Annotated in this window: 11 protein-coding genes and 2 pseudogenes; 2 read left to right on the top strand and 11 right to left on the bottom strand. The window is 59.6% G+C overall.

From position 1 onward, the window contains the following. Nucleotides 1–46: 46 nt before the first annotated feature. The 9 genes and pseudogenes from ACTJKL_RS30455 to ACTJKL_RS30415 form a co-directional block, all read right to left on the bottom strand. A complete protein-coding gene (locus ACTJKL_RS30455; protein WP_440854638.1) occupies nucleotides 47–448 on the bottom strand; it encodes a DUF3085 domain-containing protein in 402 nt (133 codons plus the stop codon). A gap of 11 nt (nucleotides 449–459) precedes the next feature. After that, nucleotides 460–1,065: a DUF1419 domain-containing protein gene (locus ACTJKL_RS30450; protein ID WP_440854637.1), complete on the bottom strand. Its 606-nt coding sequence runs from the start codon at nucleotides 1,063–1,065 to the stop codon at nucleotides 460–462. A gap of 124 nt (nucleotides 1,066–1,189) precedes the next feature. Next, on the bottom strand, nucleotides 1,190–2,164 hold the full coding sequence (locus tag ACTJKL_RS30445) for a DUF3991 and toprim domain-containing protein (protein WP_440854636.1): 975 nt from the start codon (nucleotides 2,162–2,164) through the stop codon (nucleotides 1,190–1,192). 204 nt (nucleotides 2,165–2,368) lie between these two features. After that, nucleotides 2,369–2,545: a hypothetical protein gene (locus ACTJKL_RS30440; RefSeq protein ID WP_440854635.1), complete on the bottom strand. Its 177-nt coding sequence runs from the start codon at nucleotides 2,543–2,545 to the stop codon at nucleotides 2,369–2,371. A 336-nt stretch (nucleotides 2,546–2,881) separates the two neighbouring features. Continuing rightward, nucleotides 2,882–3,838 (bottom strand): helix-turn-helix transcriptional regulator, encoded by a 957-nt coding sequence (locus ACTJKL_RS30435; RefSeq protein WP_440854634.1) that lies wholly within the window; start codon nucleotides 3,836–3,838, stop codon nucleotides 2,882–2,884. A gap of 89 nt (nucleotides 3,839–3,927) precedes the next feature. Next, nucleotides 3,928–4,137: a LuxR C-terminal-related transcriptional regulator gene (locus ACTJKL_RS30430; RefSeq protein WP_440854633.1), complete on the bottom strand. Its 210-nt coding sequence runs from the start codon at nucleotides 4,135–4,137 to the stop codon at nucleotides 3,928–3,930. Between the two features lie 583 nt (nucleotides 4,138–4,720). Beyond that, nucleotides 4,721–6,154, bottom strand: coding sequence for an NAD(P)(+) transhydrogenase (Re/Si-specific) subunit beta (locus ACTJKL_RS30425; protein WP_440854632.1), 1,434 nt, complete (start codon nucleotides 6,152–6,154; stop codon nucleotides 4,721–4,723). Between the two features lie 19 nt (nucleotides 6,155–6,173). After that, the gene (locus ACTJKL_RS30420) at nucleotides 6,174–7,766 is read right to left on the bottom strand and encodes a Re/Si-specific NAD(P)(+) transhydrogenase subunit alpha (RefSeq protein WP_440854631.1); all 1,593 of its coding nucleotides are present in this window, start codon (nucleotides 7,764–7,766) and stop codon (nucleotides 6,174–6,176) included. A 1,912-nt stretch (nucleotides 7,767–9,678) separates the two neighbouring features. Then, nucleotides 9,679–10,967 (bottom strand): annotated as a pseudogene (locus ACTJKL_RS30415) (IS701 family transposase). A 282-nt stretch (nucleotides 10,968–11,249) separates the two neighbouring features. Between ACTJKL_RS30415 and ACTJKL_RS30410 the strand changes: the two are divergent. After that, nucleotides 11,250–11,702, top strand: coding sequence for an SgcJ/EcaC family oxidoreductase (locus tag ACTJKL_RS30410; RefSeq protein ID WP_064334239.1), 453 nt, complete (start codon nucleotides 11,250–11,252; stop codon nucleotides 11,700–11,702). 139 nt (nucleotides 11,703–11,841) lie between these two features. Continuing rightward, nucleotides 11,842–12,390 (top strand): YqhA family protein, encoded by a 549-nt coding sequence (locus ACTJKL_RS30405; RefSeq protein ID WP_440854630.1) that lies wholly within the window; start codon nucleotides 11,842–11,844, stop codon nucleotides 12,388–12,390. A gap of 67 nt (nucleotides 12,391–12,457) precedes the next feature. Here the strand turns inward: ACTJKL_RS30405 and ACTJKL_RS30400 are convergent, their stop codons facing one another. Continuing rightward, nucleotides 12,458–12,856, bottom strand: a complete 399-nt coding sequence (locus tag ACTJKL_RS30400; RefSeq protein WP_440637126.1) for a transposase — start codon at nucleotides 12,854–12,856, stop codon at nucleotides 12,458–12,460. 34 nt (nucleotides 12,857–12,890) lie between these two features. Next, nucleotides 12,891–13,046: pseudogene (locus ACTJKL_RS30395) on the bottom strand (Asp/Glu racemase); the annotation flags it as partial.

Raw genomic sequence — 13,046 nt, 5'->3', positions numbered from 1 at the left:
AAGTGCCGCCGCCTGCATGGGCGGCGCGGCTACGGTCGGCCGAGCGCTAGTCGCGCCCGATCAAAATCAGCTGCATGGTGTTATCAGCAAAAACGATGCGGAGATGCGTGGCATTGGGGCTCGCCGCCATCATCGCCTCCAGTTGCCCGGCATCGAGGAAATCGACACCGTCGTCGCCGCCGAACGTCCGGCGCTTGACCTCGAACCAATTGTCGTTGGTGCCCGGATTGCATTCCTCGGCATAGACGACAAGGGGTTTCTGACCGCCGACAAGCTTGCCGTTCGACAGAAGATAGACCCCATGATCTCCGACCAGCCAAAGACCCGGCTGTTCGTCCTTGCCGGGCCTCAACCCATAATAGGGGTTGCGAAAGCCGCCATTGGCTTCGGCATCGGCGCGGCCGCGCGCGATCACGTCGCGCACGGTGGCAAGCGGAAAGGTGAGCATGGTTGCACCTCTCAGGCCGCGATCGGCGAGGGGAGGTGGCGCAGTTGCACCGGCAGCTTGGCGGCGATCTCGTCGTCGCTGAGGTCTTCCAGCAGTTTCAGAAACGTGCTGCCTTTCCCGCCGTAGAGCATCACCGTGCGCTTGCCGCGCGAGCCTTCCGGCCAGCGCTCGCCGGCATAGCCGCGATAGTCGTCCGCCGTGCTGCTCCAGATATGCTCGAGCCGTTCCTCGCGCGTCAGTGCGCGGACCGGGCGGCTCTCGCGCTCGATAATAGCAACGCGCATGGCCTCGACGGAGGTTTGATCGGAAAGGTCGCAATAGCCGTGGAAATAGCGGATCGCCTCATCGATCCGGAGCGCAAAGAACACTGATGTGACCGAGCCGGTGAGGAACTCACGCATCGCGAACATCGAACCGCGGATCCAGAGCGGCGGCAGGATTTCGAACATATAGTCGTGCTCGGCCTCGCCAATCTCGAACCATTCGCCGGCGTAGAGCGGCGTTGCGTCGCCGTCCCAGCGGTTGGGACGTTGTTGATGACGGTCGAACATGCGGAACATCAGCGGTCGGTTTGCGATGCCCTGGAAGACTTTTCGGATTGCGGGAGAGGGGTTCATCTGCGGCTCCTTCGGAGGTTTCGGACCGAAGCGCGGCACGGTCCTTACGACTTGCCTTCCTCTTCAGTCCTTCGTGACCCCTTCCGGGCCGCCGGCATCGCAGCTGCCGGGGTCAAGGGCCGGCTTAAGCCGGGCGAAGCCTCCCTTGACGCGGGCGGCGCACATGCGGCACCACGCCTTCTCCGTCTTTCTTTTCCCTCTTTTCCATCTCCCTGATTTTCAGGACCTCGTTCCAATCCTCCTTGGCCGGCCGAAGCCGCGTCCAGTCGCAGCCGGCATCGACGGCGAGCGTCCGCAGTCGCTCGGCAAACATGTCGCCCTGAGGATTGGCGTCGGTCGCCGCAACCATCTGGACGCCAGGCCGCGCAGCCAGCTCCCGTAGAGCTGCCTCGGTCGTCGGCGACCATCCGCCGCCAGTGCTGAGATAAAGCGTGCCCTCCCGCAAACCTTCCAGCGCCGCGAGGCTCATGGCGTCGATCGCGGCTTCCGTGACAGCCAGACGTAATGCGCTGTCAGAACCGAGGCGGAAAAGAACCTTCGTTCCTCCGGAAGCAAAACCCCGGTAGTGCGGACCGCGCGCCTCCCAACCGGTCAAGACCCCGGCATGGTCCCTGTGCGCCGCCCACATGCTGCCTTGCGGACCCTCCCGCAGAAGGTCGCCTTTGATCGCCGTTGTGAGCAAGAAGGCTGGCAGACGGCGCTCGCCATTAAGGTATCGCCATGTCGCGGAACCTGGCCAGGGACGGCGGCGAGCCTGCCAACGATCGGAAAGAGAAAGGTCACATCTTTCGCCATCCCTTGCGGGCTGCCAGTCCTGTCCCGTGATCCGAAACCCGACGAGATCCGCGACCCGTTCGGCGCCTTCGAGAAAACCGACACGATCGAGATGTTCGACGAGCCGGAACACATCGCCTTTCGCTTCAGACAGAGGATCGAACCATCCGCGTCCTTCGTAAGTGACGATGATGATCTCACCGCCGCGCCGGAACTTGACCGCCCGCCGCGTGCTTTCTTTCGCGTCTATTGCAAACCCGGCATGCTCCAGCACCGCCGCACAACTGACCTGCTCGCGCAGCGCTTCAATCTCTCTTCTCTTCATTTTCTCTTCCGATCGCCCAGCGATCGGCCTCCATAATCCTTGCCTACCCGTCCGTTCACGGACGCCTTTCGGCAGGCCGCGAAGAGCAAAGACCGCAAGGGCGCGGACGCGCAATTGTCGGATCATGCAAGCTGAATTGGCCGCGGCGCAGCTTCCCTTGCGGCCTGCCGCTCGCAAGCGGCACGCCAAGGGCGCAATGCCGGCTCAATGGGCCGGCCAGGGCATGTACTCATGCACGACCGCCAGGTTGTCGTCGGCGTCGATCTCGTCGGACGGAAGGACGCCGTATTCGCCGTCGACCTCGAAGAGGGTGACCGGGACCATCAGGTCACGGGAGAGCTGGAAGGCGTGGGACTGGGCGAGAGAGAGATCGTGCGACATATGAGAGGCTCCTTCGGGAGCGGGCCAATTCCCGCTCGATGGCTCCTCAAAAGGCACGGGGTCCGGGCGCGATCACCGCGACGCGAAGCGGAAGCGGCCGCAGCTTGCTAGCGGACCCCTTGTGGGTTGATCGCGGAAGATCCGGAACCGGGCCAGGACGCCATCAAAAGAGAGCGGGATTGGCTTGCTTCGTTTGAGCTCTCAGCCTCATCCGATCGCTTGCCCCTGTTACCGCGCGCGTAGCACATCGACCGCGTATCTCGGTCCAGCCGACGATGCCAATCGTCCATCTACCGTGCCTCGCTTCCGAAAGCCGGTCGCGCGACAGCGAAAACTTCAGCGCATCCTCACAGTTTCCGACGGCGTTTCGCCGAACGCTTGTTGATAAGCCGCAGCAAACCGCCCCATGTGGGTAAAGCCCGCACTTCGTGCGACGTCGGAGATTGGCAGAGAGGTTGTGTTGCCAAGCAGAGTTTTGCGAGCAGCTTCCAGGCGGATCGTTCGCAGGTATGTCAAGGGTGTCGTTCCCTTGAACTGCTTGAAAGCGCTCTGCAATGCCCTCACGCTCGTCCCGATCTCGCGCGCTATTTCAGACACCGCAAGGGAACGCGACAGGTTGGCATGCATGTATTCGATCGCTCTCTTTACACGCCATGGCACGGCCGGCGAAGTCGACTGCGCAACTCGGCGGAGGTAGTTGTTAGGGACAGCTCTCAAAAGTGCGATCATCGTTGCTTGGAACAAGTGCTCGATCGCCGCCAGCGGGAAGCTATTTCCCTCGGAACCATCAATGCGATACCAGACAAGATTGCCAAGTGCCGCCAACCTCGAACCACTTACGGTTGTCAGGTCGACAACGCAGTCAAATTCGACATCATCTACAACCGGTCCCTCAAGCAGCGCACTAACTTGCCGAATCATTGCCGCCTTCTCGAATGCCAGCAGGACGTAGCTGCCGCGCTCGAGTTGAATGAACTCTCCGAGCCGGGTGGAACTAGTTATAAAGCCCCTGGTTCGCGTCGGAGAAACAAGTTTTGCGGCACTTTCTGTTTCCGAAGCGGGCAGACAAAGGGCGTAGGCGTCAGGCGCAGCATCGAAAGGTGTTTTCGCCCAGGAACAGTTCTTTCCCTTCCATGCTCTGAACCGGCCGACAATATAAAGCTTTCCTTCGACGAAGATCTTTTGGTCCTGTGGTTCAGCTTCGGAGTAAAGAAAGGGCGTCCCACCGGCCTCCGAACAACTGTCGGCGTTGGATGCCCCCATCCCAAAAACAGGGAGCCGAGCATAGCGCAATGGATCCTCCAAAATCAGTAGTTTGCAACACGGACCCAACACCCATCCCCGGCGGGCAGCGCCTCTGGACCGCTCTCTCCAATCTCCAATCAATCGGACTCGGAAAGGTTTGCCCTCTCTAGTGCCTGCTCGATCGACGCTGCCCCGAGCGAAGCACAGGCATTCTCCAAGTGTTGTTCGATTTCGACCAAGGCTTTTCCTTCAAGCGAAGCGATTTCTGCGATGGTCCTGCCGCGAGCAATCCATCGAAGGCAGGTTTTTTCAAGTGGTGAAAGTATCCGTTCCTTCATGACAAACATCGCACTCAGTTGCCCCGCGGTCGGCGGCAGGTGTGGTACGGGACGGCAGCATCGACGTCGCGATGAAAGCCGAGACGGCGGCGCCCCGAGAAAAAGTGGCTGCCGTCGGAACCTATGCGACGGCAGCCGAGGTGCCTCGGGAGGAGGCTGGGAATTCGTAATATCTACCGCATGACGTATGTTATGATATAACATATCACATAACGCAGTTTATGGAACTGGACGGTGATTTGAGCAGTGTTGCTTTGCCTACAACTGAACTCACAAAAGCAAAAATGTAACACACAGCCCATTTCGGAATTGCAACGGCCAATCAAACGAACTAGTTCGTCGAAGCATCGTCTTTCAAAGCGCAGTTTTCAGTCACTCACCAAGTTTCACTGCCAAAACCTCTGAACTTCATATTCGACCCTGCCCGTAGCGGGCGGCTACGACTCGAGCGAGATGGCCTAGGTGGCGGGAGCGATCCCGTTGGAGGTGCGTGCCGCGCTTGCATTGTTTGGCGCGGGCCTTTCCTGCCATAAGGCGATCGTATCGAGCTCCAACTTTTCGGGGATCCCTTTTTTCATCGCGAATTCCCCGCTCATGCCAGCGCCGGTAGCAACTGGTCGATGCTCTTCTTGGCGTCGCCGTAAAACATGCGGGTATTGTCCTTGTAGAACAGCGGGTTCTCGATGCCGGAATAACCGGTGCCCTGACCACGCTTGGAGACGAACACCTGCTTGGCCTTCCACACTTCCAGCACCGGCATGCCGGCGATCGGTGAGTTCGGGTCTTCCTGGGCGGCCGGATTGACGATGTCGTTCGAGCCGATGACGATGACGACGTCCGTGTTCGGGAAGTCCTCGTTGATCTCGTCCATTTCCAGAACGATGTCGTAGGGCACCTTGGCCTCGGCGAGCAGCACGTTCATGTGGCCAGGCAGGCGGCCGGCAACGGGGTGGATGGCGAAGCGCACGGTCTTGCCGGCCGTGCGCAGCTTGCGCGTCAGTTCGGAGACCGACTGCTGGGCCTGCGCCACCGCCATGCCGTAGCCCGGCACGATGATGATGCTGTCGGCATCGTTGAGCGCGGCGGCGACGCCTTCCGAATCGATCGCCACCTGCTCGCCGGTGATTTCCATCGCCGGACCCGTCGTGCCGCCGAAGCCGCCGAGGATGACCGAGATGAAGGAGCGGTTCATCGCCTTGCACATGATGTAGGAGAGGATCGCACCCGAGGAGCCGACCAGCGCGCCGGTGACGATGAGAAGGTCGTTGCCCAGCGTGAAGCCGATGGCGGCCGCAGCCCAGCCGGAATAGCTGTTCAGCATCGAGACGACGACAGGCATGTCGGCGCCGCCGATGCCCATGATCAGGTGATAGCCGATGAAGAAGGCGGCGAGCGTCATCAGGATGAGCGTCCACGCGCCGGCGCCATTCACGTAGAGGATGAGCAGGAGAAGCGAAAGCAGCGCCGCGCCGGCATTGAGCGCATGGCCGCCGGGCAGCTTCTTCGCCTTGCCGTCCACCTTGCCGGCGAGTTTGCCGAAGGCGATGACCGAGCCGGTGAAGGTGACGGCGCCGATGAAGACGCCGAGGAACACCTCGACCTTCATGATCGACAGTTCCACCGGCTCCTTGTGTGCAAGGATCGCGGCAAAGCCGGTCAGTGCAGAGCGGGCCGCCGCATCGAGGCCGGCAACGTCAGTCGCTTCGATGTGGGCGTTGAAGCCGATGAACACGGCGGCGAGACCGACGAAGGAATGCAGCGCTGCAACCAGCTGCGGCATCTCGGTCATCTGCACGCGGGAAGCGACGAAGTGGCCGAGCACGGCACCACCCGCAATCATCAGGGCGATGATGAACCAGTTGCCGACATCAGGTCCGAAGACCGTGGCGACAATGGCAAGGCCCATGCCGGTCATGCCATACCAGACGGCGCGCTTGGCGCTTTCCTGGCCCGAGAGCCCGCCGAGCGAGAGGATGAAGAGAACGGCTGCCGCAATATAGGCGGCCGTTACGATACCGATCATCATGATGTTTACCCCTGCCCGATCAGGATTTCTGGAACATGGCGAGCATGCGCCGCGTGACGAGGAAGCCGCCGACGATGTTAATCGTGGCGATCAGCACCGAGAGCGCCGCAAGCAGCACCACCAGCCAGTTGCCAGACCCGATCTGCAGCAGAGCGCCGAGAATGACGATGCCGGAGACCGCGTTGGTGACGGCCATGAGCGGCGTGTGCAGCGAATGCGAGACGTTCCAGATGACCTGGAAACCGACAAAGCAGGCGAGCACGAAGACGACGAAGTGGCTCATGAAGGCCGGCGGCGCAAAGGCACCGACGGGAAGCAGCAGCGCCGTGCCGATGGTAAGAAGCGCCAGTTGGCTCTTCGTCTGGGCCATGAAGGCCGCGGCCTCGATGGCTCGCTTTTCTTCCGGCGTCGGTTCCTTCACCTTCTCCTTTGGTTTCTGCGCCGCGATCGCGGCGATCTTCGGCGGTGGCGGCGGATAGGTGATCGCACCCTCGAAGGTGACGGTCGCGCCACGGATGACGTCGTCTTCCATGTTGTGGACGAGCTTGCCATCCTTGCCCGGCGTCAGGTCCGTCAGCATATGCCGGATATTGGTGGCATAGAGCGTCGATGCCTGCGCGGCCATGCGGCTCGGGAAATCGGTATAGCCGATGACGACGACGCCGTTGTCGGAGACGATCCGCTGATCGGCAACCGTCAGCTCGCAGTTGCCGCCGCGCTCGGCGGCAAGGTCGACCACCACCGATCCCGGCTTCATCGCGGCCACCATGTCGGCAAGCCAGAGTTTCGGTGCATCGCGGCCGGGGATCAGCGCCGTGGTGATGACGATATCGATCTGAGGCGCAAGCTCGCGGAACTTGGCAAGCTGCTTCTCGCGCAATTCCGGTGAAGAGGGCGCCGCATAGCCGCCTGTTGCAGCGCCATCCTGTTGAGCGCCCCCCTCACCATCGGCAAAATCGAGATAGACGAATTCGGCCCCCATGCTCTCGATCTGTTCGGCGACCTCGGGACGCACGTCAAAGGCATAGGTCTGGGCACCAAGCGAGGTGGCGACCCCGATCGCAGCAAGACCGGCGACGCCCGCACCGATCACCAGGACCTTGGCCGGCGGCACCTTGCCGGCGGCCGTCACCTGGCCGGTAAAGAAGCGGCCGAAATTGTTGCCGGCCTCGATCACCGCGCGATAGCCGGCGATATTGGCCATCGACGACAGCGCGTCCATCTTCTGGGCGCGACTAATGCGCGGAACCATGTCCATGGCGATGACGTTGGCGCCCTTCGCCTTGGCAAGCTCCAGCAGCTCGGCATTCTGGCCGGGATAGAAGAACGAGATCAGCGTCTTGTCCGCAGACAGATACGCGCCCTCGCTCGGTTCGGGCGGCCGTACCTTGACGACCACATCTGCCGAAGCCCAAAGCGCTTCTGCCGAAGGCGCCACCTCAACGCCTGCGGCGCGATAGGCATCATCGGAGAAACCAGCCGCAACGCCAGCACCCGTTTCGATGATGCTGCTATAGCCAAGTTTCGCAAGTTGCACCGCGCTGTCAGGTGTCAGCGCCACACGCGACTCGCCCGTATTGATCTCCCGAGGTGCCCCAACCTTGTTTGACATACTTATTATTCCTCTCGAAATTATCGGTTTATCGCGTGGTAAGAGGTTTCTTTGTTAATCTTGACAGTCCATCCAAGCCACTATCGTGTCGGGGATGGCGTCGGAATTTCATCTCACACATCATCAAGTGGGTATTCCCATAAATCCTAATTCTTCCAGAGGTGTATTATCAACTTTGGCAGCGAGGCTCGCGAGGTAATGCACGGCCTCCGAATTCGTCGGGCGCATCCAGGCCGCTTCGCCGGTGACGACCGAAGTTGACCTGTCGAAAGGGGTCGTGCGACCCCGCAATCGGCGCGGCATTCAAGCCGTCGGAAACACGGCCAAGCGGATGATCAAGGTTTGGACTTTCTAGTGGCACGATCACCTTGGCGCGCGGACCACCGATTGCTGCGAGCGCCCAACCGAGCCAGCGTCGGGGTGGCATGGCTATGTTCAATAGATAAAAAGCACATCTCTATCGTGCCATGTCCCGTGTTTATTCCATTCTTGGATAATTAACAATGCTGAAATTGTCAACCTCATCAAGAATTGTCCACGTACATGGGGATTCGTAACGGAAATCTTTTATGCTATTGAATAATTAATCCGAGGTCCGCCATGGTTGGACACCAGCAGAGGTTAATGGCCGGAGGCAGTATGACCGAAGCCGCCGGGCGTACGTCCAAAGAACTTGCTGCCGCCCCGGCAAGTAACACTCCTCCACTGGACGGAAGGCGTCATGAAACGGTTCTTCCCTGCTGCCGAAAAAGCAGCGGATGAGCACTTGGTTGACGCCCGCCCCGTTGGTAGTGTCGATGTGCGCCTATCCAGGCGCTGCCAGCCGGTCGCGCGTGGAATATTGGAGGGTGCCGCTTTCGCGATTGTGGAGAACCTGGTGAGCCGTGGACAACCGAACTTATAGGACGGCCTTCCGCTCATGCGGGCCGATCTTCTCATGCATCATGACCGGCTTCCTTCTGGTGTGAGGCACCCCCACGCAGTTTGCGTGCATGAGCGCCGTCAGCGCCTGGTGTGTTTCCTCCGGCCAATGCAGGGTCCCCGCTGCCTTCCCGGGCCGAAAACAGATCGAACTGATATGTCATGGACTGGCGGGGCTGGATATCTCTCCGACTCGTTCCGTGAGAGACCAATGCTGCGCCCATTAACGCAGATTGTGATCACGCAAGAGCGTCTTTCGACAATCCTGCCAAAGCCTTCAGGCTTGCAAGATCGACGTGCGGGACCGGTAGGCTGCGCCAACAATCACTCGCAGATCGATCCTCGAGGGATTTCTAGAAGTCGATTAGAGGAAGCACCAGAATAACTGCAGAAAATCAGCGCCCTTTGGACAGCATCTCACGGACTTGAACGAGCCACCGTGACCAGGGGTGCCACGGATACGACCGCTGGCCGGTATGGAGCTACGCGGACCTCGTGCAAAGTCAGCTCGACGAGCCCTACTCTCACCGATTTTCGTCCTTACCGTTCGCTGACCTCCTCACACGCCGACGATCCGTCCTGACTTTAGCTCATCACCTGCTACGCTGCAGCCAGAGCGGAATCCTTGTAATCTTCGTTCTTGGTCGTCATTGAAGGTCACCATGGTGGGCGCGAAAGCCTCGACTGCCATAGCGGTCCCACGCCGGGCACGGACATGAGGCGGGCGGTGCTCTGCGCAGTGGATGATCACGACGAACTCGATCCTCCAGATCGACATAGCTGAAGAGTTCACCCGCCCTCACATCGCCGCCGCGCATGCATGACTCCAAAACTCGACGTGAGTGAAATCACGGCGAAAGCCTCCAGGCCAGTTTCTTTTTAAACAGCCTGCTAGTCTTACTGCGTCACAAGTTTGTAGGTTCTAGCGGCATTGATCCTGGTGCAGCATGGAAATCTCTGAAGGTTGGGACTGAGTGCGACGGTCAAGTGCCTACGGACGGTTGCGATCGAATTTGGCGTGTGTCGTTCGGGTCGGATCGGGGGATCCGCGGAGTCGGTAACCTTCGGGAACGTTAGGTTCCGGGCGGTTTTTGGTTTTGATCGGCGCTGAGGGGGGAATCTTCTCCCTTTGGGAGATGAGGAATCCGTTAGCGGCAATGCAAAGGCTTGCATGATGATGGAAGCCGCGCCAGCCGCGCCCCCTCGTAATGGCCGAGCCCGAGTTCCTGATAGTCGCGCTCGATCCGCCAGCGTAGCTTGGCGGTGCTGACGAGCGTTGCGAGCGAAGCGTCGGCGGCGAGAGTGGAGAGCCAGTACTTGAGCGGCTCGGTGTCGCCCTCGGGCCATTCGATCAGCAGCCATTCCTCGGCACGGGGGCAGTCAAATTGTAACCCCTGGAGGCGGGCCTGACGCGCACGGCGGCAAAGCGGGAACTGAGATCGGTGTTCGTTCCTTCCCGCCAGCCAATGGTCTGCCAGGCTTCGTGCGGCAGCTCCTGTGCCATCGCTTTCACCGATATCGGTCTGTGTTCAGGACTGCGACGCATCAGCGGGGTTGGCCGACCCTTTCCACGCCAGGGCTTGGGCTGCAATGGTTCCTCGCTGGGTCGCCAGACACTAATAAGTGTCGGTTGCCACGACATAGTCGAGGCCGAGCGCCGACAGGCCGGTGCGGAATGCGCCGTCCGCGCCATAGCCGGCGTCGGCCAAAACCACGCCGGGCGCAACTCCGTCCGCTTGAGCGGCGCGGATCTGGTCGAGCGCGATTGCGGGCTTCGTCTGGAGCGCGACGCTGTCAGGAATCTTCGCCTTGCGCCGCCGCGCGGGATCATCGGCCCAGATCTCGGACAAATACAGCCGATAGGCAATCGGCGAGCTCGCCGCGACGTTGGCGATCGAGAGGCTGCCCGCGACCTGGCAGTTGTCCTGCTTGCCGAGCTGGCCGCAATATTGCCGCGCAACCCCGACCGAATGCTTGCCCTTCTTGGGGAACCCGGTGTCATCCACGATCTAAGCCTAAATACGCCCATTCTGCTCGATCAGCGGCAGCACCAAGTCACGAACCCGCGCCAGGAGAGCCTCGTCAGACACGGTTGGCCGATGCCCGCGCTGGCGCCGTCACCGCCGCCAGAGCCTCGACACTCTTGCGGTCCACCGGCAGCATTAGTCCGAGGCAATAATCGTTGAGCGGCTCCGCCCGATCGGCGTGCCCGATCACATCGACCGGCTTATGGACATAAGCCGCAAAGGCTGCTTCACTTCCCATGCTCAGGCCATTCATCTCAGCGTTCTCCTGCTGACTACGAATCGCTTACGCTAGCACAGCATTGCTCAGCGAGAATCCCAGGATTTGTGACTCAGTAAGACTAAGCAACCGGATATCGCTCCGCCGAGCCGACTTCCGCCGCCGAAGAGCTCCCAATTGCGCTCAACTTATCCATATCGCGCACTGTTCGCGCCCGGCGACCACAAATCATTCGGAACGATCTGGACTGCCTAGGCTGGGATAACTACGTCGCGCCTCCGCATTGCGGATAGAAAACAAACGTTGATGGAGACTGAGATGAAAAGACACTTACTCGCCGCTTCCTTCGCGGCTCTGCTGGCGACGCCGGCCCTTGCCACCGAATGCACGCCGATCACTAAAACACAGGTCGAGCATCTGTTTGATCGATGGAACGCCTCTCTATCGACGCTTGATCCCGAAAAGGTCGTAGAAAATTATGCAGCTGATGCCCTTCTTCTGCCTACGCTTTCGAACAAACCACGCCTGACCCAGAAGGAACGCGCCGAATACTTCGCTGAATTCCTGCAAAAGCATCCCAAGGGGGAAATCGACAGCCGGACGATCAAACTCGGCTGCAACGATGCCATCGACACGGGCATCTACACCTTTACGTTGAAGGACGGCACCGAGGTCCCTGCGCGTTATACCTTCACCTACGAATTCAAGAACGGCAAATGGCTGATTTCGTCGCATCATTCTTCTGCCATGCCTGAAAGAGAGCCTAGCTGAGCTTTTAGGGAGTGTCCGAATCACCGGCACTCTCGCCTCCCTTTGCAATCAGAGAACGGGCGCCGAACCTTTAACCTCCTGAAGCAAATATAAAATCGACGATGAATCCTCTCCAGAAACCGAGTTGATATGTATAGTTATGAAGTCATTGCAAATGCTCATCGAGCGCGTCATCCTGTATAGACGCCGGATACTCGTTATTTTTTACTTTGGATTAGCTGCAGCGCTGGCGCTCTATAGCGTTTCATTCGGATTGAAATTCATCAAGCTAGCGGGTTCTGTTTTGGATGCCAGCGCAGAAGACATGATCCTGTCTATATTATGGCTGATTGATGGCGCATTGGTCGGCGGGCTGATCGTTATGGTGATGATTTCTGGCTACGAGAACTTCGTAAGTCGATTTGATGAAGCGGAGAAACACTACGACCGCGAGGTCTCGTTCATGGGTAAGCTTGATTCCGGGAGCTTGAAGATCAAGGTCGCTTCATCCATCGTTGCTATCTCGTCGATACATCTGCTTCAAATTTTTCTGAACGCGGGCCAATACGAGAGCTCCCAGCTCGTGGTATTGACCGGTATACATCTGGCGTTTGTGGTGTCCGCTTTGCTGATGGGGCTGCTTGAAAATATCATGAAAAACACGCATAGCTTGCATCGCATTGGCGCTGCAGCATCCCCTCTTGAGTAGAGAGCCAAGATTGCTGTGGGGCGACCTCGCCATCATCCGGGTGGCGGGCGGATCGAACTGAGCGCGTTCAACGCAGCGGGCGAAAGCCCGCAACGTGCCGGCGTGTTTGCTGAAAAGAGTAGCCGAGCGAGTGGCGCAGTTCGATGTAACCTTCGGCCTTCTCACGGAGGAATTCTGCGACTGAGAAGAGGCCCATGATGTCGCCGAGCGCCTGCGTAATCGTATCGAAGCTGCGAGCGGCTCGCTTTCGCAGAAGCGCTTTGAGTTTTGAGAATGCCATTTCGATGGGGTTCAGGTCCGGCGAATAAGGCGGCAGGAAGAGAAGCCACGCCCCTTTCGCCTTGACCAACTGTTCGGCACGCTCGCTTTTATGGAAACCGACATTGTCGAGGATGACGACATCGCCTTTTGACAACGTCGGGGCAAGCTGGGTGTCGACCCATGTTTCGAAGATGCGGCAGTTCATCGGCGCATTGACGATCCATGGCGCGCTCAGCCGCCAGCGAGGGCATCTGAACGCAGGCGGACAGCACGATGGCATTGACATCGCTCGTGTCCATCGAACGGACAATGCCGGGCAGCTTCATCGGATCGTGTGCGGCCACCGCGAGGTTGTCGGAAATTTCGAGCGCGCGCCATACGCTGACCTCGATGCC

This window comes from Sinorhizobium sp. 22678 (assembly GCF_052044265.1).
Classification (GTDB): Bacteria; Pseudomonadota; Alphaproteobacteria; order Rhizobiales; family Rhizobiaceae; genus Sinorhizobium; species Sinorhizobium meliloti_A.
The sequence above is the reverse complement of the archived record's forward strand: the minus strand, read 5'-3'. Positions and strand labels throughout refer to the sequence as shown.